Genomic DNA, 23,432 nt, shown 5'->3' on the forward strand with positions numbered 1-23,432 from the left:
TAAAAGAAGATAGTTGACACGTAACCAAAAGGTTTCGTATAATCACAACAGGAAACCTTTTGGTTACATATCATTTTAAAAGGATGGGAAAAAATGAAGGTTCAGGATATCCGAAAAACAACAGTGTTTCAAGCACCGATCCAAAAAGTATGGAATGCAGTAGCAACTGCAGAGGGAATTTCTTCATGGTTTATGCCAAATGACTTTCAACAAGAAGTTGGTAGTGAGTTTACGATTCAGTCTCCGTTTGGTCCGAGTCCATGCAAAGTGTTAGAGCTAGATCCGCCACACCGCCTCGTATTTTCTTGGGGGACAGATGGATGGGTGGTAACATTTGAGTTAAAAGAGCTGGACGAGAAGACAGAGTTTACCCTTGTTCATTCTGGCTGGGGAGACACAGAGGAAGTTATTCCATTGGCTAATGAAACGCATCAAGTTATTCGCGATCGAATGGATGGCGGATGGGGACCTCTTGTTGATGTGAAACTGCGTGGGGTTGTTGAGGCATAATGTCCGCTGTCCAAAAACACGATGTGTTTCAGGCAATTGCTGACCCAACAAGAAGAAAAATCTTAATGCTTCTAGCCAAGCAAGATTTATCGGTAACTGCGATCAGTGACCAATTTCCAATCACTCGAACAGCGGTATCTAAACATCTCCGAATATTATCTGAGTCCAATCTTGTCGGTATGACAAAGGCTGGACGAGAAAAAATCTACAAGCTCCACCCAGAAACCTTTGCAGAAATCAAAGACTGGTTAAGCTATTTTGATCAATTCTGGGATAATAAGCTTTCAATGCTTAAATTTCTTATTGAAGAACAGGAAAAATAAGGTAAAGAGTACCTTTGTCGGTACTCTTTTAATGTATTAGAGATCTTTTATTGCAACACTCTTTATGCAATGATCTATTTACTACTAGGACCTAATTTAATGATAAAAGAATCAATCTCTTCCTTCGTTTTAAGTACAATTACTTTTTTTCCCATTGACTCATACTGTTTTAGTTTCTCTTTCATCTTTTCCTTTCTCGCAAAATAGGTGGAAATAATAAATTTGATAAATTTCCAATCCAGTTTTTCTGTACAACCGATCGTCATATCAGGTCTCGTGTTACCGATGTTCGTGAGGAATCTCTTCACTACACGGTAAAGACAAGTACGTAACGGAAGTTCTAAATAAATAACTGTATCACAGCTTGATTCTCTGATTTGAATTGTTTTTGAGTAATTCCCTTCAATGATCCACTTTTCTTTCTCCACAAGCGTTCTTTGAGCTTCAGAAAATTCTTCATTTGATGCCTCAATCCAACCTGCTTTCCAGAAGTAGGTATCTAGATGATACACGGGGATATGTAACATCTGTCCAAGCTTCCTAGCAAACGTCGATTTGCCAACACCAGCCGATACCCCAATCACCATAACTCGATTCATTCTTATCCTCGCCCCCTGACCTTGTCATATTTTTCTATTTTCTCACAACATGAATATTTCCACATCATGATTCCTGAATTTTCTATGAGCTTTCAAGCGTTATGATACTATATTCCTATTATCAAGAAATAAAATGAATGGTACTATTGGATTAAGAATCGAATCCGAAAAAGGCAAACTTATAGAAATATAAGGGCGCAAAGCTACAGGAGCTAAGGTCCATAGACTATGCTTGCCAGTTACCGAAGATTGTTAACCAGGATAAAAGAACTATTTGTTCATGTGTATCATTTTCCTTCTCTGCCGGGTTTTGGTTCAATACTTGTTGAGGAGAGTTATTATATGAAAAAATTAATTTTACCTTTCGTTATTTCAGTTGTCTTTGCCTTCGGCTCAACTGTCTCAGCATCAGAATTAAATTCTTCGAGTCCAGGAGTAACACCTGACCAGCTTCTATACTCAGTAGATCAACTACTAGAAGACTTCCAGCTTTATCTTACTACTAATTCCAAAAAAGAAACGGAAATTCTTCTGGAACTTGCAAACGAAAGACTGGCTGAAGCACAAGCTATGACAGAAGAGGGTAAACATGAATTCATTGATATTCTTATGAAAAATTACGTAGAAAAACTAGCTTTAGCTGAAGAACAAATAGCAAAGTTACTTATCAAAGATAGAATTAATGAAGAAACATTATCAGATTTTGAAACGTCAACCGAAGAGGTCACTCTCATTAATGAGGATATACAAAAAGTTTTAACTGAAGAGGTATTAGAAGAAATTGAAAGTCAACAAGCAAGTATTAAGCAATTGCCAGCGGTAGTTAGAAATATTGATGAAGAATCTGTTTCTGTGTTGAGAAATCAGGGTTTTGGATTTGGACAGATTGCTCATATGTATATATTATCTGAGGCCTCAGGTAAAACAATAGATGAAATCAGTAGTATCTATACAAGGGATGATAAGGGGTTTGGAGAGCTAGCAAAAGAACTTGGACTTCACCCGTCCGATATCAAGGATAAAATTGCATACAAAAATCTCTCAACTGACGAAGAAAAAATAAGCAGTACGGTAGAGGAAGAAGAAGAAATATCAGTCCCTATTGATACCGAATCAAACAAGGCTGAAGTTATAACGACTACACTGTCTGCTCAACCGAAAGTATCCGAAATACAATTAAAAACAACAAATGCAAGCGCACCAAAGGCCGTAGTAACAAAAACATTAGCTGAACAAGCAGCATTAAAAACCGAGGATGCCAAGAAACAAACGGCACAAGTACGACTAACTGCTGAGCAAAAAAAGGCTGAGGAAGCTAAAGTAAAAGAGGAACAAAGAGAAGCTGACACAGTAAAGAAAAATACAGAAGGAAAAAATCAGCAGACGCAAAAAGTAAATGAAAACAAAAATAACTAATAAATCCAAGGGGAAAGAACTACATTCGTTCTTTCCCCTTTCACATACATCCTAATCAATCCACTGAACGACATCATTCATGTCTTTTCTAATTTTTGGTCGAGGTTCTTTCTCTCTATATCCAAACGCTACCATGACAGAAACAGCCAAATGTCCATCCTCAAGTAAATTTTCCTCTTCCAGAATTTTCTGTACTTGATCAAAACTAAATCCTTCAATCGGACAGGAATCAATTCCAATTAAAGCCGCTGCTGTCATCATATTTGCTAAAGCAATATACGTTTGCTTTCCAGCCCAGTCCAACATCGTTCGATCATTATCCAATAAGTGAAGATCGTCTTCTTGAAAGCTCTTATACCTTTCTAAAATTTTCCCAAAAAGCTCTTCAGGAAATTTTTTCACTTCTAGCATTTGATGTCTAACATAGTCCGAATCATACTTTGTATCTTTAATGGTTCTTGCCAAAATCACAACAAAATGACTTGCTGTTGGAAGCTGTCCTTGTGCTCCCCATGACACTTCCCTTAGTTTTTCTCTTAAGGTGGCATTCTGAACAACTACAAATTTCCAAGGCTCATACCCAACAGAACTTGGTGATAATCTCCCAGCTTCAAGTATATACTGAAAGTCCTCATCGCTGATTTTTTTGGAAGCATCGAAGGATTTTGTCGCATGTCTAAAACGAAATGCATCTAGAACTTCCTCTCTTTTTTTCGAATGATCTGTCATATGTATCGTCTCCTAAAAGTTTGTGATATATTGATCATAGTATAATCCTAACATGATGGGAAGTAAAATGCTTCTAATGGTTGATGTAGTTTGGCTTCTCTTGATTTTGAAGAGAAATGTGTAGTACAAAATTCTCATTAATGGATGCGAAGAATACGTCACTTAATTTAATTTTCTTTTTTGAGAGTTCCTCTTTTAGCCATGTCTCATCTTTATTCAAATGTTCAAGAGTCGTTGTATCAATTTTGCCCTCAATAATAACAGGTAAACTAATTTGATGGTCTACTTCAGTAAGGCCTAGATCCTTTTTGACAACTGGTGCCTCTTTAGCATACTTAAATAATGAGAGTCGACCATTCGCTTCAATGATTCCGAGTTGAACAATGGATAAATCAAATACTTCCTTCTCCCTTAGCATCTGTAAAATATTATCGATGGAGTAGTTGATTTTTTTTAAGTTACTTACAATTAGCTCTCCATTTTTTATAACAATTGTGGGTTCAAAAGTAAGTGCCTTCCCTATTCTCCGATATTTAATCACTGTGGCTGTCACAATCTTTTGTAGGATTGCAAGTGCAATTACCGCTGCCGCAGTAGGGATTTGCTTGATTGTTGGGTCGGCAATATCCGCTCCGACAATAGCTCCAAGCGTAATGATTACTAAAAAATCAAAAACAGGAAGTTCTCCGATTGATCTCTTCCCCATGAACAATGTGGCCATTAATAAAAGGGGCATAATAATAAAGATTCTACCATAAACCAATAAAATGTCCTTTAGTATCTCCACATTCATCTACCTCTTTCTGGAATAAAGCTCCCTTTTAGCGTAACCATTCACAAGTACTACTATTTAATCCAATAAGAAAAAACCTGATTCCATTTAATATAGAATCAGGTTTTATGTAAGATTTAAGTTAATTCAATTTGCTTTGTCTCTCTGCCTAAGAACGCTAATACTACCACGCCCACTACGATACTAATACAGAATATCGTAAAAATAAAGCCAATAGAATAGCCTGCAGCAACTAGTGATCCTACTAATAATGGACCAAGGATTCCACCCACACGACCGATCGAAGCGGCCATCCCAGAGCCTGTCCCACGAATCACAGCTGGATACTGTTCTGGAGTGTATGCATATAGTGCTCCCCATGCACCAAGATTAAAGAACGATAATAGAATCCCCGCTGTCATTAAGACGGCAGTCGTTTCAGCATTTCCGAATACTAGTGCCGAAGCTGCTGTTCCTAATAAATATGTAACTAATACAAATTTACGACCTAGTTTTTCAATTAGCCACGCAGCTGTATAATAACCTGGTAATTGGGCTAACGTCATGATTAGCACATATTCAAAGCTCTTGATCATGCTGAAGCCCTTCATCACCATCACACTCGGTAACCATAAAAACATACCGTAATAAGAGAATACAACGGTGAACCATACAACCCATAATACCAAGGTTGAACGTGAATGATCTTTTGACCATACGTCTTGAATATTTTGAAGCACGGTTCTTTTTTCTACTTTCTTTTTTGAGAATGCGGGTGAATCCGGTAATTTTAGTCGTAAATAAAGTGCATAAAGCGCTGGAATTGCGCTTATAATCAAGGCAATTTTCCAACCGTAGGATGGTATAACAAAATACGAAATAAGTGCAGATAAAAGCCATCCAAATGCCCAAAAGCTTTCAAGCAGAACAACGACACGTCCACGATCTTTAGCAGGTACACTTTCAGATACAAGTGTTGAGGCAACAGGTAATTCTCCACCCAACCCCATTCCTACAAAGAATCGCAAAACGAGAAAAGCTGCTAAAGTGGTTGTAAAGGCTGAAGCTCCACTCGCTAATGAGAATAATAGAAGTGTAATAATAAAAATATTCTTTCTTCCAATTCGATCAGCCCAAATACCAAATAGGAGAGCACCAACAGCCATTCCTATCGAATTCACACTTCCAATCCAACCCATTTGTTCAGGCGTTAATCCCCAATCCGCATTTAGAGCTGCAATAATGAAAGAAAGCATCCCGACATCCATTGCATCAAACATCCAACCAAGACCAGCAATGCCGAGTAATTTCTTCTGTGAAATTGTTTTATTTTCCAACTATGTAACCCTCCTCTTGTCTTGACATCTGTCATTACTAAATAACTATAGTCCTCGTTATAAAAAAAAACAAGCACAATTATTACATGTTGGTTCTTATAGTTTTTATTTTAAACGGTACTTACCGTATTCATACAATTATTGATAAAAGGAAAAGGTACGCTATTTACAATCCCTATTTCTTCTAAATGCTTTTTTATATTTTTCATTCTACCTATTTACATTAACGTTACGTAAAGGTTTATAGTGAGCTTATCAGGAGGTGAAACAATTGGAGTACACGGTTCAAAAGCTCGGACAATTGGCAGGAGTTAGTACGAGAACACTAAGGTATTACGACCAAATTGGTCTTCTTCAGCCAAGCAGGGTGAATTCGAATGGCTATCGAATTTATGGGCAATCAGAGGTGAATCGTCTTCAGCAGATTCTTTTTTATAAAGAGCTTGGCGTTAGCTTGGATACGATTAAAGAAATACTCTCCTCCCCTACGTTTGACGCTGAGGCAGTACTAAGAGAACATCGTTTAAAGCTAATAGAAAAACGGCAACAAATAGAAACGTTAATTTGTAATGTGGAAAAGACCATTGCAGAATCTGAAGGGAGAATAACCATGTCAAATAAAGAGAAATTTGAAGGATTTAAACAAAACTTACTTGCTGAAAATGAAAAGAAATACGGAAAAGAGATTCGTGAAAAGTATGGAAAAGAAACCGTAGAACAATCCAATGCCAAGCTTATGAACCTGTCTGAGGAAGACTACCAAAAGGTGACGGCTTTAGAGAAACAAATAAGAGACGTTTTGTCTCAAGCTGTTACAAGTGGTGATCCCGCAGGTCCACTTGCACAACAAGCAGCCGAGCTTCATAAACAATGGATTTGTTATTTTTGGCCAACGTACAGCAAAGAGGCACATGCTGGTTTGGCCCAGATGTACGTTGATGATGAGAGATTCACTGCCTACTATGATAAAGATCAACCTGGAACAGCCGAGTTTTTACGTGATGCGATAGCCATCTATACGAAATAAAAGGAGGAGCGATTTGCTCCTCCTTTTTTCATTGCATGACCCTGAAAAAACCAAATCTGACTGAAAAGATTTGGCTTTTGTTTTCTTACTTATACTTTTTTGACACTTGAGCCGGTTTCGGCATATCGCCTTCTGTCATTCCTGTTAATGTTGCTCGATTCATTTTACTAGTGTCTTTTCCAGCACCAGGTAATGTATTTGCCATTGGTAATTGTTCTAGTTCTTTTCCTCTTGGCAAGTTTAACACCTCCCTTGTCATTATTAACATGCTCTCATTCTCTTTGAATACACAGTAAATAGAGAATATTCCCTAAGAGAACATCCTTGCTTTTACCCCAAACAAAAAAAGAAACAGCCCTAATCAGGCTGATTCTAAAGGTCATATCCAAACTCTATAATGGTATAAAACATGCGATATCCAAGCGATTGGTATAGGGAAATCGCCTTTCGATTATCTCCAAACACTCCTAATGTTGCCTCTGTTTTCCCTTTTTCCTTCAAAAAAGTTAATGCTTCAGTAATTAAAGCCTTTGCTATTCCTTTTCGTCTCCAATCAGGCAATACAAAGATATTTTCAGTGGCACTTCTCTCCTCTCCGAGTCCCCATGTCATAACACTACCCACTACATTATTTCCGTCAAATGCTGTAAATGTATCCCATTCGGCGCCAGACTTTGTCCATCTTAAATGATTCAAGCTCCAACAAATACCGTTCGGATCTCCAGCAGCTTCTGCACGCAAATACATTTCCTGCTCTTCTTGCGTCTCCATTTTCCAATTCATGATCTTAATATTGGCTGGTAAAGGAAATTGAGGGATGGGTTCCGTTAAATCTCTTTTCATCACTAAATGATTCTGTTTCGCAATAAACCCTCTTGATAAATAAAAATCCATCTCCTCTATATCATCAGAAGAAATCGTATGTCGAAGAGTAATTTTTTTATTTGGGTATTGGCTTCGGATCTTTTTTGCTCTAATCATAACTGCAGTTATTAACTCGTCCACTGCTTCTTGCGGAACAGTCGTTTTCTCATTTATCGCTAAATCCATCTGTAACTTAAATTCAAAGTCCGAAGACTTGTTCGTATCTTCAATTAAACCCCAAGACTGATCAGGAGCAATATGTGAGGAAGCAAGAACTTCTCCCTCTTCACTTACGGCACAGAAAATATTATCTGAAGTATAGTCCCCATTGTATCGATAAGCTAACATTGAGATAAAATCAAAGTTGGCGATTTGATTTGCATCCTGTTCCTCATAATTTCTTATTATATATGGCTTCTTCACTTTCTCCATTTGTACATCCTTTCGTTCACAATCTCTAATAAGAATTTCGCCATACATTTAATTATTCCTCTATATGTCAAACTAACACCAAGTGTCCACTCCACACGGACAAATACCCCAATTCTGTCCACGAAGGGTGTCTGTCACCGCAAAGTCATCGCAGAGGGGAAAGATTTTATTGACAGGGGGGGGAATGCGTTTTATATTTAATATATCCGATACTGATAATCATTATCAATTAAATAAATTACATAAGGAGGTTTCCAATGGTTCGCTTATATACTGACCAACTTTCCGTTGCTTATGGAGAACGAACGATAGTGAAAAACCTCAGCATCCATATACCAGATAATAAAATCACGACCATTATTGGTTCAAATGGCTGTGGAAAATCAACTTTGCTCAAAGCCATTACACGAATAATTGCTCAACAAGCTGGGACCGTTCTTTTAGATGGAGAGGATATTGCTAAGCAGCATACAAAAGAATTAGCTAGAAAAATGGCCATACTCCCTCAGTCACCTGAAAGTGTTGGTGGACTTACTGTCGGAGAGCTTGTCAGCTATGGACGTTTTCCATATCAAAAAGGGTTTGGCCGCTTAACCAAACGAGATTTTGAAGTAATTGATTGGGCTCTTGAAGCAACAGGAACAATGGATTTTAAATTCCGACCAGTTGATGCCCTTTCTGGTGGACAAAGGCAACGGGTATGGATTGCCATGGCACTTGCTCAGGAAACCGATATTATTTTCCTGGATGAACCTACCACGTATTTGGACATGGCTCATCAACTTGAGGTTCTAGAACTGTTGCAAGAGTTAAACAAAAATGAAGGTCGAACGATTGTCATGGTTCTACATGATTTAAATCAGGCCGCTCGTTTTGCCGATCATTTAATTGCCTTAAAAGCAGGGGAAATTGTAAGAGCTGGGACTTGCGAAGAAGTGATTCAACGCGAGGTGTTACGAGAGGTGTTTCAAATTGATGCAGAAATTGGAAGAGATCCTCGTACAAATAAACCAATGTGTATAACCTATAACCTACTTAAAGGAAATTCACTAAATGAACAACACATCCATACTACTCTTACTCCTGTAAGTGTGAATTACTAATGTACGCCTATTAAATAGAGTTCTTTACTAAGAGTTTTCTTGAAAAATAGTTTACTTACGTGGAGGAATTCATCAACGAATTCCTCTCTTTCTTTTGACATGTAAAAAAGTGAGGTGACTAGATTGCTACATAATAACAAACCTATATCGTTTCTCTTCAAAACCATTGTTGCACTCATTTTATTTATACTCATGTTTAGCATTGCAATGGTTTTCGGAGCTGCTGATACAACTTACAAGGATGTATGGCTTGCCTTATTATCCAATCAGACAAGTGAAAAAATATTAATTTTACAAGAAATTCGATTGCCACGAGAAGTTGCTGCGATAGTTGTTGGTGCTGCCCTATCTGTATCTGGGGCAATCATGCAAGGAATGACCCGAAATCCGCTTGCTGATCCAGGTTTATTAGGACTTACTGCTGGCGCGAATGCAGGTCTAGCGATCACCATTGCCCTGCTTCCAGCCGCAAATTACTACGGAATTATGCTTGCTTGTTTTATCGGTGCGGCTGTTGGGGCTCTGCTTGTTTTCGGTATAAGTGCAGTAAAAAAAGGTGGATTCTCTCCTTTTCGTATTGTTCTAGCAGGATCAGCAATATCTGCCTTTCTTTTTGCTATTTCAGAAGGTATTGCTATCTTCTTTAAAATCTCAAAAGATGTATCAATGTGGACGGCTGGAGGAGTGATTGGAACTACCTGGGGTCAACTTCAAATTGTGGTCCCATTCATTATTATTGGAATCCTTCTTTCCATTTTTCTTTCAAGACAACTAACCATTCTAAGTTTAAATGAAGAAGTGGCGGTAGGCTTAGGACAGAATACAACTCGTGTAAAAGCTATTTTATTTGTGATTGTCATCGTTCTTGCAGGGGCCGCTGTAGCCTTAGCTGGTAATCTAGCTTTTGTTGGTTTACTGGTGCCCCATATCGTGCGGGCAATTGTCGGAACGGATTACCGCTTTATTCTTCCGATGTCGACCATTTTGGGTGGAACATTTATGCTCCTCGCAGATACGATTGGACGTACATTAAATTCACCTTATGAAACACCTGTAGCGGCTATTGTTGCCATGATAGGGCTCCCCTTCTTTTTATTTATCATTCGTAAAGGAGGGAAAGAATTCTCATGATTCATCAAAACCTTATAAAAAAACAAAGAGCCATTGTGATTGCTCTGCTCATACTTACCCTTGGAACTATGATTGTGAGTTTAAGTCTTGGTTATTCTTCTGTTAGCTATGATCGAATCCTACCAACCTTATTAGGGAATGGATCATTTAAAGAAGAATTTATTCTCTTTGACATCCGTCTGCCCCGTATAGTCATTACCTTGTTAGCCGGAATGGCTCTCGCACTATCCGGTGCCATTCTTCAAGGAATTACAAGGAATGAACTAGCTGACCCAGGCATAATCGGAATAAATTCTGGGGCTGGTGTTGCAATAACTGTCTTTTTTCTATTTGCACCCATCGACGCAGCAACATTTGCTTACGCCATTCCGATCCTTGCATTTTTTGGAGCTATCCTAACATCAGCACTTATTTATCTCTTTTCTTATAAAAAAAGTGTTGGCCTTCAGCCTGTACGATTGGTATTAGTTGGGGTAGGTTTCTCGATGGCACTTTCCGGTGCTATGATCGTTCTTATTTCATCTGCCGAACGAGCTAAGGTAGACTTTATTGCTAAGTGGTTGGCAGGAAATATATGGGGGACTGATTGGCCATTTGTATGGGCCATCCTCCCTTGGTTACTTGTATTAATTCCCTTTACTTTATACAAGGCGAATCGCTTAAATATTTTAGCCTTAGGGGAGTCCATTTCTATCGGAGTCGGTATTTCAATTGAAAAGGAAAGAATCACTTTATTAATTACAGCTGTTGCTTTAGCAGCATCTGCCGTTTCCGTGACAGGTGGAATAAGCTTCATTGGTTTAATGGCCCCACATATGGCTAAAGCGATGGTTGGACCCAGAAACCAGCTGTTTATTCCCGTGGCAATTCTTATAGGAGGATGGCTACTGTTGTTTGCTGATACCATTGGGCGTAATATTATTGAACCTGAAGGAATTGCCGCTGGTATCATGGTCGCCCTTATTGGAGCACCTTATTTCTTATATCTTCTATTAAAAAAATAAAAAAATGGCCCTCTTTTTATTTGAAAGAGGGTTTTGTTCTGCGATATCAACTATTGTTATTGTAAACCCTTAAAGTAATTTCACTTGGATAAAACATACATCATCTAGAAGTTGTTTGGTTTTCAACTCTTTGGACAACTGGTGAAAGAGGTTTTTATCCTTTTCTTTTTTCTTCGTTAATTCTGCTAATGAAGTATTCAAATACTCTAAGAGACCATCAGTATAAAGAAATAACTCTGTCATATCTTTATAATTGAGAGTCTCTGCTTGAAATTGATGATTTGGAAGAAATCCTACAGGTATTTCATTGGATGAAATTTCTCTTAGTCTTTCCCCTTCTTCAAGGATAAAAGACGGATGTCCTGCATTGATGTAATCTATGGTTTTGTTTTTCATATCAATCAAGAGCACAATACATGTAAAGTACATTCTAGTCATTTTTTCATTTTCGCTCTCTGAGAATAACTCTAGCATATGTTGATTCAGTCTATTTAAAATATAAGTAGGGTGGCATGTATCATATTTTAATATTGATGTAAGCTCTGCATTAATCGACATGGTTAGTAAAGAAGAAGCAATTCCGTGTCCCATCACATCCATGATCATAACAAAATACAGATCTTCATCAATTTTCTGCCATTTATAAAAATCCCCACCCAGTTCATGTGACGGAAAATATGAACCATGAATCGTGATAGATTGATCATCAATATCCTTGCTTAGTATTAATTGCTGAATGGTACGAGATAAAGAAATATCTCGCTTTAAATCAAGTCCTAAAAGCTTTTTCTTTGTTACATCCATTTGAATCCCTATAAAATGACTTACTTCTCCTTGTTCGGTAAGAACTGGATTAATACAGACCTCATTCCAGAAAGTAGTTTGATCCTTCCGATAATTTAATATCTCAACTTTAACTTCTTCCTTATTCGCCACTTTTTCTCTAATGTTTCTTATTGTTTCCTTACTCGTTTCTGGGCCTTGTAGAAACCTGCAATTTCTCCCCATAATCTCATCTGAACCATATCCAGTTAGACTTTCGAATCCTTTATTGTGGTAAATAATAGGGTTATCTTCTTGATGTGGATCAGTGATCGTAATTCCTACCCCGGTATGGTCAAGCACGCCCGCCAACAGCTTATTCATTTCTGCTAATTCACTTTTTTGTTTCTTTAATTTTTGTTCCTCTGTGATATCGCGTAAAACAATTTGTAGAAACCCTTCTTCTATTAAAGGCGTGTACTTTACATTGAATGTTAATGGGTATCCTTCTTTATGATAGATTTTAACTTGGAAATCATCTCGTTTTTCCCCAGAAAGTACGGCAGAAAAAATAGCAAGAGTATATTCTAACGAGTTAGGGTCAAGTGAAATTACCTCTGAAAAATGCTTGCCTAATAATTCTTCCCGCTTGTACCCAAGCACCTTCTCATACGATGAATTCACATACACACAAATACCTTCTGTATCTAATACTGAAACTAGATCTGGGGAGCCTTCAATTAATGATTGATAAAAGTTCATATTCATTTTTCCAACCCGAATAGTAATGTTAGTTTTCTTCCACCTTCAGAGTAGGAAATATGCTTTGCACATTTTTTCATAATGGCAATTCCTCTTCCCCTCGTGCTCAATAATGATTCTATAAAATATTGATCAGTATCTTTAACCGACATGATCTTTTCTTCGTGATTGAACCCATCTCCGTTATGCTCAACTTCTATAATTATTTCACTTCCGTTTATTTCTGCAGAAACCGTAATATCAAAAGTAGAATCTCTTTTTATGCCGTGTTCAAACGCATTATTAACCGCTTCTCGAATAGAGTACATAACCAAATGTAAATTTCCCACTGTGTAATTCCCTATATAATCTTCCAATTCTCGTTCAAGTATCTCGTATTCTTCATATGTAGATATGTGTATTGATTTTTGCATGTTCTTCTCTTTCACTTCCCTTATTAATACCTTCCCCTATTATGAACCAACAATAACCTTTGTTAGTCAATCATTCTAAATTATAAAAAAGAGAACTTCTATAAAAAGTTCTCCCTATCTCACTTAACTATTCAAATGTAAAATAACTCAACCTACGAAGGCTAACAGCTTGGTCTATTTATAACAACTTTGCATATAGTTTAATAGATATTGTGTGAAGGAGTTATTCATTTATGAAAAAATATATGTATTTACTTAGTGTAATTGCACTCATAGCACTTGTAGCTTATTTGGAATCTCCAAACTCTACATTCACTCATCCAAATGAAGGAACAAATATGTATTCTTCTATTCCCTCCATTGAGGATGACGACATTTCCGAAACAACAGAAGCTAATTCTGATGTAGAAAACGAAGTGGGAGAGGCTGTTCTTGCATCATTGGAGCTAAAACTAGAAAAAACAGAACTCGAAGATGGTTATATCATCGAAACATACAGGGAATACGAGATCTATAACAATGAAGCTGGTGAAGTAATTAAATCTGTACCTACAGATCATTACGAATACTTAAAGTATTTAGATGAATAACTTAAAAAGTTATGTATCTAAACATACCTAATCACCCACCCTACTAATGGGAGGTGAAGATGATGGCAGACGAAAGACCAATCGAATATAGCGAAAAAGTTCTTGATGAGAGAAACACATTAACTGGACCTGATAAGGGGAAAAATGGCTTTCCAAAAACTCCAAAACATGTCCCGATTCGTAATAATCAAAAATAAAGCTAACCCCATGACAATTTGGAGAAGACTGTTAAATGCAGTCTTTTTCCTCTACACCTCCACCATGTAAAAAGTCCCCTCCTCTGGTTGTTCAAATCACCAAAATTTCCATCATAATCCACTCTACTCCTCATTGGTAGGGTATGTAGTTTGTAAAAAGTCAATCGTGTGCACAATTAATTGTTTTAATACCTCAACATTCACATCATCAAGTTTATTGATATAGACGCAGCCCTTTCCTTGCGTATGTTTTCCAAATCTTTCAAGAAGCTGCTGTCGATTGGAATCACCCGTTGCAAAATATAAGCTTATTTTGGCTTTTCTTGGAGAATAACCGACAAGTGGTGCTTCCCCCTCATGACCTGACTCATATTTATAATGGTATTTCCCAAAACCAATAATACTCGGTCCCCACATCTTTGCTTCGTAACCACTTGTAGCAGAAAAAATGTCTAACAATTTATAGGCATCCTCTTTTTTCCTCGGTTGTTCCACTTGTTCAATAAACTCAATCACACTGCGGTCTGTTTCTTTTGTCTTTTGTTCGTACATCTTTAAAACCCCTTTCTAAAAAAAATTTACCATTAATTCTTAGGAAAAGCGAATTCTCCAAAAATTTGGAATGTTATGGTATTATATAAGAATTATATATTATAATGCTGTTATGTTTGAGAGGATGTGCTCATATGAGAGAAATTACATTAGGGATTTTAGCTTCTTTATTTTTTGCTGTTACCTTTATTTTGAATCGTTCAATGGAACTATCAGGAGGCAGTTGGCTATGGAGTTCCTCGTTACGTTACATTTTCATGGTACCCTTTTTATTTATGATTGTCATGTATAGAAGAAATCTAAAACATATGTGGAAAGAAATGTGGTCTAATCCACTTCCTTGGTTTTTATGGAGCTTCGTAGGTTTTGTTTTGTTTTATGCACCTATAACCTTCGCCGCTGCATTCGGGCCAGGCTGGCTCGTCGCTGGTACTTGGCCACTTACCATTGTGGCAGGAGTACTTCTAGGTCCGCTTTTTTATAAAACGGTGGAATCAAAAAATGGACCGATCAAGGTTCGACAGCAAATCCCGATCCAAGCCTTATTCATATCGTTTTTCATTTTAATAGGTGTTGTTCTGATTCAATGGCAGCACGCCCAAAGTTTAACCTTTGGAATTGTGATAGCAAGCACTTTTCCTGTCCTTGTGGCAGCTTTTTGCTATCCGCTTGGAAATAGAAAAATGATGGAGATTTGTGGGGGAAAATTGGATACTTTTCAGCGGGTGTTTGGTATGACCCTTGCTAGTCTCCCTTTTTGGCTTCTACTTGCTGGAATTGGATATGTTCAGGTGGGTCCACCCTCAACTGAGCAAATAACCCAATCATTTATCGTCGCAATTTCCTCTGGGGTGATTGCCACAACATTATTCTTCATCGCTACAGATCGTGTGAGAGATAACCACGATAAACTAGCAGCCGTTGAAGCAACACAGTCGACTCAAGTTATTTTTGTTATTGTGGGTGAAGTCCTCCTTTTATCCACCCCATTACCAAGTACACTCGCAATTATAGGACTATTTATCGTCATGTTCGGTATGCTTTTGCATAGTTTTTCATCAAAAAAGGCACAAAAGCCAAAGATAAATGTAAAAAAAGAGACATTTTCTTAAAGAAACTAAAGACCAAAAGATGAGTTATACGACTTTCCTAACTCAACCAAAACTGCCAAGTAGAAACAGCTACTTGGCCATCTTTTTTTCAAAACAAGTAAGTGACAACTGCTCATTCACTTGTACCACCTTTTCAACTGTAAATCCTCTTTGCAAGTAAAACTCGATAGCTGGTTTATTTTCAGACCCAGTAGATACAATGAGCTTCTTCATGCCCTCCACTTGCTCTTCAATAAAGGCTAAAAGTTGATTGGCAATCCCTTTTCGAAAATGATTGGGATGAACAGTCAGTCTGTGTATATCCAGAGTCTTTCCTTCTACTTTAAAAGATATAGCTCCACAAAGCTCATTCCCTATAAAGTAACCAAAAAATTTTTCCCCACAGTTCTGAAGCGTTTCCACTGTATCTTTAATCGGGGGAATATCATAAAAATTGATCAATTTTGCCTCCACCATATAGGAGGGGATTTGTAACTTGAGTATGATGTCAGCTACTTTTTCGTCCGTTACATCCAAATATCTTATCTGTGATACCCTAGATTTCACTATGTTTCTCCTCCCCAGCTTCCTTCTGTCTTAAATATGTTTCTAGCTCATTGTGATCACGGATAATAATGACTTTATCATCGAATTCTTTTAACAGCTCAATAATTTCTCTTTTACTTACTTTTTCAAAATATGTATTCCAACGAAACATTCGCATAAACATAGAAAAGGAGGACTTGTAATTGCTTTTTTCTAGACCAAGTTGCTGGAGAAGATATCTCTTAATAATTCTGTACGTGCGTATAGAAAAGCGTGTATCTAAAAATATAATTAATTCTGCATTAACAAAGCTATCTGTTACCCACTGATAATGGACCCCTTCGTTAATCCATGCATCACTATTCACAATATTTCTCAAAAATATATCTCTTTCCTTTTCTGATCTTCTAACATCACCTGTTTGAAACCTTTTCCACACGACATTATCTAATTCATAATGCGGAATGTTAAAATCTATTGAAAGTTTTTTAGCAAGAGTTGTTTTGCCACTCCCGACAGAACCGATTATATGTATTTTCTTAACCTGCATGTAAATCACTCCGCAATTCCTGTGTAAAAATCTACTGTTTCTAGTCATATTATACGATGAAAAGAGTGCCCAAAGACACCCTTTAACTACCTACTTATCTATTACTCCTGCAAATGCGTCGAACTATTCGTAAACAATACGAGTTTCCCATGTTCGGTAATTTCTAAAAGGGAGATTCCTGTATCGTCCGTCTTAAAAAAGGATTGATGCACAAATGGAATGTTTAGGAAGCTTTCTATCATTCTAGAAATCATTCCACCGTGCGTAACAATGGCAATACGCTCGTACTCCCTACTTTCAGCAAGAATATGTGAAAAGATTTGTTCCCCTCTTGCCCGAAACTCCATCGCTGATTCCCCATATCCCCCAAACTTTTCATGTGGTAGTAAGTGCCACGGGAAAGGAATCTCTTCGAGTGGCTTACCTGCCATCTCTCCATTGTCATGTTCTCGTAGCTCATGAACGTATTCAATAGGACAGCCTATGGCGTCAGCTAATATGGAAGCCGTTTTGGATGCCCTTTTATAAGTACTCGCCCAAATCATTTGAGGCGGAAATTCTCTTTTCACCCGAATTGCCATCTTCACCGCTTGTCTTATTCCCTCTTCTGTCAGTGCGTAATCTGCGCTACCTTCATGTACATGTAGTAAATCAGCTTCTGATTGTCCGTGTCGTATCAGTAATATTTGCATTTTATTGCCTCCTGGATTGCAGTTCTATTTACTAATTCGACACCAATTTCCTTTTTCCTATTAAAAAAGAAGAGATTATGCGCTTACATAATCTCTTCTAGTCTATTAACCGACTGTTTGGTTCATTAATGTAATCGTAAACCCTTCATACCCATTAGCTGCAATCTCCTCACATTTTTTGCGATAGGCACCAACCCCACCTAGGTAAATTAAGAATCCACGTGGCTTTCCAGGGATGTTAGCACCTGTGTACCAGGAGTCCGTTTTTGTAAAGAGGGTTGCTTCTGCTACTTCGCGGCAATGCTTGCTCCATGCCTCTTCTGCCTCAACTGCCGCCTCAATTGTTTCAACACCTTGCTTCTCAAAGTGCTCAATGCAGTCACCGATCCATTCTACATGCTGCTCAATCGATACAGGCATATTACTTAAGACGGACGGACTTTCAGGACCGGTAATCATAAAGAAGTTAGGAAACCCAGCATTAGCTACTCCTAAATACGTTCGGGTGGAAGCTCCGCCATTCCATTTTTCCTTTAATGAAACACCGTCCTTTCCACGAATGTCAATCTTTAGTAGAGGTCCTGTCATACCATCGTACCCTGTCGCAAAGACAAGCGCATCCAACTCATACTCTTCTTCAGATGTACGAAGCCCTGAAGCTGTAATTTCCTCGATCGGATTTTTCTTTACGTCTACCAGAGATACATTCTCCCTGTTAAAAGTTTCATAATAATTCGTATCAATAATCGGACGTTTCGTTCCATAATAATAGCTTGGTAGAAGTTTGGAGGCAGTCTCAGGATCTTTAACGATCTCTGCTATCTTTCCCCGGATAAACTCGGCAACCGTTTCATTCGCCTCTTCGTTTACCGTGATATCATAGTATGCTGCAAAAAGACCTAACCCACCATTTTCCCATGCATGTTCATAGACTTTTTGTCTTTCTTCAGGAGTTACCTCCAGTGCTGATTTATCTGGGGGTACCGCCGGCTGACCACCTGCTGATTCTCGCATTTGTTTTTTGATTTCTAAAAAGTTTTTCTTCGCTTGTTCCACATATCCTTCACTATATGGGTGATTCCTAGCAGGAGCACTATATTGAGGAGTTCGCTGGAAAACAGTTAAATGTTCAGCTTCTTGTGCAATTACTGGAATCGCCTGGACTCCACTTGATCCAGTACCAATAATACCCACTCTCTTCCCTGAAAAGTCAACTCCCCCATGTGGCCAATGTCCGGTATGGTAGAATTCCCCTTTAAAGTTTTCTAACCCATTAAATTTAGGTAGATTCGCGGCAGAAAGGCATCCAACCCCAGTGATAAAGTATTTCGCTGTAACACTTGTACCGTTATCAAGTTGTATCTCCCATTTTTTTGTATCTTCATTATAGTGAGCAGACTGGACACGTGTCTTAAATTGAATGTCCTTTTTAAGATCAAACTTATCTGCTACAAAATTTAAATAGCGTAATATCTCTGGCTGGGCGGGATATCTCGAAGTCCATGTCCATTCATTATATAGCTCTTCAGAAAACGTATAATTATAGTAAATGCTCTCTGAGTCACAGCGGGCACCAGGATAGCGGTTCCAATACCAAGTACCTCCAACACCATCTCCTGCTTCAAATACTGCTGTTGAAAACCCTGCTTCTCTTAATCGATACAGCATATACAATCCTGAAAATCCAGCACCAATAACGACTGCATCATATAGTTTTGTTGAACTCATTTCATTCCCCTCCACTCTTTTTATGACTGGCGAACTTCTTTATTAATCGTATTTAAAAATTCAGCAATGTTTGAGATGGAAGCTTTAATTCTGTCTGGAAAAACGGCCATATTCGTAAAATAACCATGGACAAGTCCTTCTTCACAGATTGTTTCAACCTGAACTCCTGCATTCCTTAATTTTTCTGCATAGGCTTGCCCTTCATCTCGTAGCACATCATATTCCGCCGTTATCACATAAGCAGGAGGGAGACCAGATACATCTTCAGCTTCTAGTGGAGCAACAAGCTTATTTCTTGCATCCTCTTCTCCGTTAATATAATAATTTCCAAACCAAATCATTAGGTCACGATCTAATCCAAAACCTTGCTGAAACTCAAAATATGACTTAGTATCATAGGTTAGGCTTGTCACTGGATATATTAATATTTGACCTTCAATCTCTGGTCCATTTTCATCTTTTGAAAGGAGGGTCATGGCTGCTGATAGATTTCCTCCAGCACTGTCACCTCCTACTACAATCTTGGAAGCGTTTCCGTTTATTTCCGTTGCATGTTCTTTTACCCATTTCAGCGCAGCATATGAATCTTCTACTGGAACTGGAAACTTGTATTCAGGAGCAAGACGATAATCTACTGACACAACCACTCGCTCTGTACGATTTGCTAACATCCGGCAACTTGCATCCGCTGTTTCCAAATCCCCTATGACCCATCCACCTCCGTGGTAATAAACAAATAGCGGAAAAGGACCCTCTCCTTCTGGTGTATAAATTCGGACATTGATTTCTGTCTCGTTTCCGACTGGTATTAATCTATCTTCAACGCTTGCTAACGGAGCAAGTTCTGCTTCTACTGGTGGTACTAGTGCAAACAAATCTCTTACTGCTTGTGCTTCCATTGAGTGAAGGGCAGGCATTTGATTGAACGCTTCTAAATAAACTTTTGCTTGTGGATCTAAATTAGCCATCTGACATCTTCCTCTCGAATAGGTATTTTTACATATTTAGAAATTCCTTCTTAATATGCTACCTAAATCGTAATATTTTCTGTATAATTTGAATATTCCCAATTTTAGATATAGACACTTCCTAAAAAGGAGATGATTCTTATACCAACCCATTACTCCGTTTTGGAACATGTTCGAAAGCTTGAAGTTCAAGCTAGCCATGAGGAACAGCTCTATCATATTCTCGATATCTATTTGAAACTCTTCCCAACTAGAAATGCCTTCTTATTTCGTTACTCACCTTTAGGATATTTAGGCGAAGGAATTATCCAGTTAACCTCTACTCAACTCATACATATTAGAGAGATCAGGGACGATATCCGCGCTCTTCCCATTATCCACTCAGCCATTAAAGAACGCGAGGCAAAATATTGTTCTGGTATTGAACACCTAAAACAAATCAGCAGTAGATACGTTTTTCCTTCGAATATAGATTCTATGTTGGTCGTACCTATTTGTTTTGGCACTGTTGTTGTAGGTTACATTTGCTCAACGGAATTTCAGGAAGGGGTAGTATTCGACGAGAAAACACTATCTTCACTCTCTTTATACGGAAAACTAGTTGGAAAATATCTTCATAGTTCCATAGAAAATGATACTCCGACTTCGTTAAGTAAGAGAGAATTAGAGGTGATGAAGAGAATTTCTCAAGGAGAAAGCACGAAAGAAATGGCTGATTCCATGAACATTAGTGAATTGACAGTTAAGCAGTACGTGAAAACGGCGATAAAAAAACTCGGAGCAAACAACCGCTCACATGCGGTGGGAGAATTGTTTCGAACGGGTATCCTTTCATGATTTTTATGTAAGCGCTTTAACAAAGAAAAGAAAGCGAGTTTCCTCGCTTTCTTACTTGAAGTAAAGAGCCATCGTATCTTCCCCGATATAAGTATTGTCTATTTTCATGGAGCGATGATCACTTCCAATCCGTTCAAAACCAATAGATTCATACAAGTTTTTAGCAGCTGTATTATTCGATGAGACCGTTAAATATATCTGCTCCACTCCACCGATTTCTTTTGCCTTCTCAATCGCAGCATTCATTAATCGTTTCCCAATTCCATGCCTTCTTACATTAGGCGAGACATACATTGCAAAAATATCAGAGCGATGTTTGAGTTTTCTTTTGAGTTCTGTAACAAGGGTAACTACACCAACAAGTTTGTCTTCTTCAAAAGCACCAAATGTATATGCGTTAACTGCGCGAAGTCTAGAAGCATGTACTTCTATGGAATACTCCATTTCTTCTTCCACACTCGAGCTAAACGCCTCTGGGTGATTTTGTAGTGCTTCTATTCTTTTTTCTTTGTATGCTACTGCATCGTTCTCATTGAGTAAACGAATCTTTATCATTTCTAATCTCCCTCACCTTTTTGTATTACTCGTATTATACATGGAAATAAATGTTTACGATATGAGGTATGAAGTTTCTCCTTTTACTGGCTAAAGAGAAGAAAATAGAGCAAAAATAATGATATATAAGGTGGAGGAACGAAAAAACGTTCCTCCTTCATGTTTTTACTTGTAAGTCAAGATGAAAACTTCGCTTACATCTATTTTTTTTCATTGAAGTGTCTCATTAATTTTTGTATCTTATGTAAGTATGTTTGTAAATTAGGAGGAACATTTCAACATGAATCAAAATCAAACACAAAAAATCCAAGTTGTTACGGCTGATCCCTCTGCCCTAGGCTTGTTTGGATTAGCTATGGTAACCTTGGTTGCATCATCACAAAAACTTGGCTGGACAGACGGAGTTTCCTTTGTTCTACCTTGGGCCATTTTCCTTGGTGGTTTTGCACAACTATTCGCTGCGATCAATGATGCGAAACATAATAATACATTCGGCACAACCGCATTTGGTGCATTTGCCCTTTTCTGGTTCGGTGTTGGTGCTTCATGGTTAATCAACCTTGGTGTTTTTGGAGAAAATGCGGCTCTTGCTGTTGATCCAAAGCAGCTAGGGATTGCATTTATTGGCTATTTATTGTTTAGCTTATACATGACGATTGGTGCGATGGAAACACATAAAGTATTATTTATTATCTTTGTTCTTATTGATTTCTTATTTATCGGTCTTTCTTTATCTACTCTTGGTGTGGCACCTGAATTTTTCCATGAGGTAGCTGCAATTTCCGAATTACTGATTGCCATCATGTCTTTTTATGGGTCAGCCGCTGCAGTATTAAACAATCATTTTGGAAAAGTGTTCATTCCTGTCGGAAAACCATTTGGGATTTTCAAATAAATCACACGTAAGGGAAGCAGCTTTAACACTGCTTCCCTTTCATTTTCTTTTAAACAGATAATGGTATAACCAGATTTGTAATGCTTGAACAAATAAGTAGATAGGATAAGAATATGTGATTTTATATCCATTTTTGTAGTGAAAAATACCTGTAAGAATCCCTATGTATTCGACACCAATCCCAACAGCAGACCAGAAAAGAATATATAAGATCAGCCAATATTTTTTTTCAGGTAATTGTAATTGTTCATATAAATAAATATATAGGTAGCCCACCGGTGCATACATCGTATAGGAAAAGAGATCAAATAACTGGTATTTGGATTCATCTCCCACATCGTAGAAGTCAAGCGGTTCAATTGCTATTGTATGATCAAATACAAGACCAATAACTACCCCATATAACAGGTTCACAACTGTAACAGTTGATGAAAATTTTTTAGGTAGAAGAAAGAAAATGGTAAAACCTAAACTGATAATGATTAAAACCGTCCACTCATTCCAATTAAATGCGTCATCATATATGATGTTAGTCATATTGTTTTTCCACCGTCAAGTCTTGTCGTTATACGTGCAGTTAAAAGGGTTATTCCTATTAATGCTGCAATACAAATTATTTCATAGTAAATGGTCCAACCTGTATATTGAATAATATTATATGCTCGTAAAACTTGCGAACCAGCCAATAGTAGGAAGAATGTAAGAATGGTTATCCCCCATTTTCCCCTCTTTGCCTGTGTTGTGAAGTAGACATTAACAAAAATTAATAAGATGATGCTCATCGTTATATCTCGATACACGACCAATGCTAACCAATGGCTATATGTAACAATTGGCTTAATTAGACTGAATGTTGATATGTTTAACGTAAGCTTATTAATATCCACAATAGATGTTACAAAAAATACAATCACATTTGTCACTCGGTTTACTTTTTGTGGGAGTAGAGCAAAAAATAGAATCGTCAACCACGCCGTAATGGTTATATAAACAAGACTCAGATAGACCCTCTCCTTTTGTCTAATACCTATCATTATTTTCCTCAAA

29 protein-coding genes and 1 riboswitch are annotated in these 23,432 nt (G+C 37.7%); of the genes, 12 read left to right on the top strand and 17 right to left on the bottom strand.

What is annotated here, in order from left to right:
- Positions 1-93: 93 nt before the first annotated feature.
- Positions 94-510 carry an SRPBCC family protein gene (locus tag M3175_RS04540; RefSeq protein WP_251515357.1) on the top strand — a complete coding sequence of 139 codons (417 nt, stop codon included), beginning with the start codon at positions 94-96 and terminating at the stop codon, positions 508-510.
- Positions 507-833: an ArsR/SmtB family transcription factor gene (locus M3175_RS04545; RefSeq protein ID WP_251516234.1), complete on the top strand. Its 327-nt coding sequence runs from the start codon at positions 507-509 to the stop codon at positions 831-833. The genes M3175_RS04540 and M3175_RS04545 overlap by 4 nt, the downstream gene beginning before the upstream one ends.
- Before the next feature lie 74 nt (positions 834-907).
- Here M3175_RS04545 and M3175_RS04550 read toward each other — a convergent pair whose 3' ends face one another.
- The gene (locus M3175_RS04550; RefSeq protein WP_251515359.1) at positions 908-1,432 is read right to left on the bottom strand and encodes a P-loop NTPase family protein; all 525 of its coding nucleotides are present in this window, start codon (positions 1,430-1,432) and stop codon (positions 908-910) included.
- A 162-nt stretch (positions 1,433-1,594) separates the two neighbouring features.
- A riboswitch (cyclic di-GMP riboswitch) is annotated at positions 1,595-1,679 on the top strand.
- A gap of 95 nt (positions 1,680-1,774) precedes the next feature.
- On the opposite strand from M3175_RS04550, the gene M3175_RS04555 reads away from it, so the two are divergent.
- Positions 1,775-2,848 carry a DUF5667 domain-containing protein gene (locus M3175_RS04555; protein WP_251515362.1) on the top strand — a complete coding sequence of 358 codons (1,074 nt, stop codon included), beginning with the start codon at positions 1,775-1,777 and terminating at the stop codon, positions 2,846-2,848.
- Between the two features lie 51 nt (positions 2,849-2,899).
- Here the strand turns inward: M3175_RS04555 and M3175_RS04560 are convergent, their stop codons facing one another.
- The 3 genes from M3175_RS04560 to M3175_RS04570 all read right to left on the bottom strand — a co-directional run bounded on the left by M3175_RS04560 (position 2,900) and on the right by M3175_RS04570 (position 5,629).
- On the bottom strand, positions 2,900-3,577 hold the full coding sequence (locus tag M3175_RS04560) for an NAD(P)H-dependent oxidoreductase (protein WP_251515365.1): 678 nt from the start codon (positions 3,575-3,577) through the stop codon (positions 2,900-2,902).
- A 73-nt stretch (positions 3,578-3,650) separates the two neighbouring features.
- A complete protein-coding gene (locus M3175_RS04565; protein WP_285852170.1) occupies positions 3,651-4,370 on the bottom strand; it encodes a DUF421 domain-containing protein in 720 nt (239 codons plus the stop codon).
- A 116-nt stretch (positions 4,371-4,486) separates the two neighbouring features.
- Positions 4,487-5,629, bottom strand: a complete 1,143-nt coding sequence (locus tag M3175_RS04570) for an MFS transporter (protein ID WP_251516242.1) — start codon at positions 5,627-5,629, stop codon at positions 4,487-4,489.
- A gap of 328 nt (positions 5,630-5,957) precedes the next feature.
- Between M3175_RS04570 and M3175_RS04575 the strand changes: the two genes are divergently transcribed.
- A complete protein-coding gene (locus tag M3175_RS04575; protein WP_251515369.1) occupies positions 5,958-6,713 on the top strand; it encodes a MerR family transcriptional regulator in 756 nt (251 codons plus the stop codon).
- 85 nt (positions 6,714-6,798) lie between these two features.
- Here the strand turns inward: M3175_RS04575 and M3175_RS04580 are convergent, their stop codons facing one another.
- Together M3175_RS04580 and M3175_RS04585 are read right to left on the bottom strand one after the other, a co-directional pair.
- On the bottom strand, positions 6,799-6,951 hold the full coding sequence (locus tag M3175_RS04580) for a hypothetical protein (protein WP_251516296.1): 153 nt from the start codon (positions 6,949-6,951) through the stop codon (positions 6,799-6,801).
- 134 nt (positions 6,952-7,085) lie between these two features.
- Complete coding sequence (locus tag M3175_RS04585; protein WP_251515372.1) at positions 7,086-8,057, bottom strand: GNAT family N-acetyltransferase; 972 nt, start codon at positions 8,055-8,057, stop codon at positions 7,086-7,088.
- Between the two features lie 209 nt (positions 8,058-8,266).
- Between M3175_RS04585 and M3175_RS04590 the strand changes: the two genes are divergently transcribed.
- From M3175_RS04590 to M3175_RS04600, 3 genes are all read left to right on the top strand, one after another.
- Positions 8,267-9,112, top strand: a complete 846-nt coding sequence (locus M3175_RS04590) for an ABC transporter ATP-binding protein (protein ID WP_251515375.1) — start codon at positions 8,267-8,269, stop codon at positions 9,110-9,112.
- A gap of 144 nt (positions 9,113-9,256) precedes the next feature.
- Positions 9,257-10,243, top strand: coding sequence for a FecCD family ABC transporter permease (locus M3175_RS04595; protein ID WP_371321663.1), 987 nt, complete (start codon positions 9,257-9,259; stop codon positions 10,241-10,243).
- Positions 10,240-11,247 carry a FecCD family ABC transporter permease gene (locus tag M3175_RS04600; RefSeq protein WP_251515381.1) on the top strand — a complete coding sequence of 336 codons (1,008 nt, stop codon included), beginning with the start codon at positions 10,240-10,242 and terminating at the stop codon, positions 11,245-11,247. The genes M3175_RS04595 and M3175_RS04600 overlap by 4 nt, the downstream gene beginning before the upstream one ends.
- A 69-nt stretch (positions 11,248-11,316) precedes the next feature.
- Here the strand turns inward: M3175_RS04600 and M3175_RS04605 are convergent, their stop codons facing one another.
- Together M3175_RS04605 and M3175_RS04610 are read right to left on the bottom strand one after the other, a co-directional pair.
- Entirely contained in the window at positions 11,317-12,777 is a 1,461-nt protein-coding gene (locus M3175_RS04605; RefSeq protein ID WP_251515384.1) for a PAS domain-containing protein, read from the bottom strand.
- Complete coding sequence (locus tag M3175_RS04610; RefSeq protein WP_251515387.1) at positions 12,774-13,184, bottom strand: ATP-binding protein; 411 nt, start codon at positions 13,182-13,184, stop codon at positions 12,774-12,776. The genes M3175_RS04605 and M3175_RS04610 overlap by 4 nt, the downstream gene beginning before the upstream one ends.
- Before the next feature lie 233 nt (positions 13,185-13,417).
- Here M3175_RS04610 and M3175_RS04615 point away from each other — a divergent pair, with 233 nt between their 5' ends.
- Together M3175_RS04615 and M3175_RS24845 are read left to right on the top strand one after the other, a co-directional pair.
- On the top strand, positions 13,418-13,774 hold the full coding sequence (locus tag M3175_RS04615; RefSeq protein WP_251515390.1) for a hypothetical protein: 357 nt from the start codon (positions 13,418-13,420) through the stop codon (positions 13,772-13,774).
- A gap of 62 nt (positions 13,775-13,836) precedes the next feature.
- The gene (locus M3175_RS24845) at positions 13,837-13,971 is read left to right on the top strand and encodes a hypothetical protein (protein ID WP_285852171.1); all 135 of its coding nucleotides are present in this window, start codon (positions 13,837-13,839) and stop codon (positions 13,969-13,971) included.
- 123 nt (positions 13,972-14,094) lie between these two features.
- Here the strand turns inward: M3175_RS24845 and M3175_RS04620 are convergent, their stop codons facing one another.
- Positions 14,095-14,523 (bottom strand): DUF1801 domain-containing protein, encoded by a 429-nt coding sequence (locus M3175_RS04620; RefSeq protein ID WP_251515393.1) that lies wholly within the window; start codon positions 14,521-14,523, stop codon positions 14,095-14,097.
- 134 nt (positions 14,524-14,657) lie between these two features.
- Here M3175_RS04620 and M3175_RS04625 point away from each other — a divergent pair, with 134 nt between their 5' ends.
- Positions 14,658-15,635, top strand: a complete 978-nt coding sequence (locus M3175_RS04625) for a DMT family transporter (RefSeq protein ID WP_251515397.1) — start codon at positions 14,658-14,660, stop codon at positions 15,633-15,635.
- Positions 15,636-15,704: 69 nt separating this feature from the next.
- Here the strand turns inward: M3175_RS04625 and M3175_RS04630 are convergent, their stop codons facing one another.
- The 5 genes from M3175_RS04630 to lipP1 form a co-directional block, all read right to left on the bottom strand.
- Entirely contained in the window at positions 15,705-16,181 is a 477-nt protein-coding gene (locus tag M3175_RS04630) for a GNAT family N-acetyltransferase (protein WP_371321659.1), read from the bottom strand.
- A complete protein-coding gene (locus M3175_RS04635; protein WP_251515400.1) occupies positions 16,171-16,710 on the bottom strand; it encodes a P-loop NTPase family protein in 540 nt (179 codons plus the stop codon). Before M3175_RS04635 ends, M3175_RS04630 begins: the two co-directional genes overlap by 11 nt.
- 101 nt (positions 16,711-16,811) lie before the next feature.
- A complete protein-coding gene (locus M3175_RS04640) occupies positions 16,812-17,402 on the bottom strand; it encodes a histidine phosphatase family protein (RefSeq protein ID WP_251515402.1) in 591 nt (196 codons plus the stop codon).
- Between the two features lie 105 nt (positions 17,403-17,507).
- The gene (locus M3175_RS04645) at positions 17,508-19,130 is read right to left on the bottom strand and encodes a flavin-containing monooxygenase (protein WP_251515405.1); all 1,623 of its coding nucleotides are present in this window, start codon (positions 19,128-19,130) and stop codon (positions 17,508-17,510) included.
- A gap of 20 nt (positions 19,131-19,150) precedes the next feature.
- Positions 19,151-20,098: a LipP1 family hormone-sensitive lipase gene (lipP1, locus tag M3175_RS04650; protein WP_251515409.1), complete on the bottom strand. Its 948-nt coding sequence runs from the start codon at positions 20,096-20,098 to the stop codon at positions 19,151-19,153.
- A 162-nt stretch (positions 20,099-20,260) separates the two neighbouring features.
- On the opposite strand from lipP1, the gene M3175_RS04655 reads away from it, so the two are divergent.
- The gene (locus tag M3175_RS04655; protein ID WP_251515412.1) at positions 20,261-20,935 is read left to right on the top strand and encodes a response regulator transcription factor; all 675 of its coding nucleotides are present in this window, start codon (positions 20,261-20,263) and stop codon (positions 20,933-20,935) included.
- A 51-nt stretch (positions 20,936-20,986) separates the two neighbouring features.
- Here M3175_RS04655 and M3175_RS04660 read toward each other — a convergent pair whose 3' ends face one another.
- On the bottom strand, positions 20,987-21,490 hold the full coding sequence (locus M3175_RS04660) for a GNAT family N-acetyltransferase (RefSeq protein WP_285852173.1): 504 nt from the start codon (positions 21,488-21,490) through the stop codon (positions 20,987-20,989).
- Between the two features lie 280 nt (positions 21,491-21,770).
- Here M3175_RS04660 and M3175_RS04665 point away from each other — a divergent pair, with 280 nt between their 5' ends.
- On the top strand, positions 21,771-22,385 hold the full coding sequence (locus M3175_RS04665) for an acetate uptake transporter (RefSeq protein ID WP_160545440.1): 615 nt from the start codon (positions 21,771-21,773) through the stop codon (positions 22,383-22,385).
- A 39-nt stretch (positions 22,386-22,424) separates the two neighbouring features.
- On the opposite strand, the gene M3175_RS04670 is transcribed toward M3175_RS04665, so the two are convergent.
- Together M3175_RS04670 and M3175_RS04675 are read right to left on the bottom strand one after the other, a co-directional pair.
- Entirely contained in the window at positions 22,425-22,922 is a 498-nt protein-coding gene (locus M3175_RS04670; RefSeq protein ID WP_251515415.1) for a hypothetical protein, read from the bottom strand.
- Complete coding sequence (locus M3175_RS04675; protein ID WP_251515417.1) at positions 22,919-23,419, bottom strand: hypothetical protein; 501 nt, start codon at positions 23,417-23,419, stop codon at positions 22,919-22,921. The genes M3175_RS04670 and M3175_RS04675 overlap by 4 nt, the downstream gene beginning before the upstream one ends.
- Between the last annotated feature and the right edge of the window lie 13 nt (positions 23,420-23,432).

Source organism: Robertmurraya korlensis (assembly GCF_023715225.1).
Taxonomy (GTDB): Bacteria; Bacillota; Bacilli; order Bacillales; family Cytobacillaceae; genus Robertmurraya_A.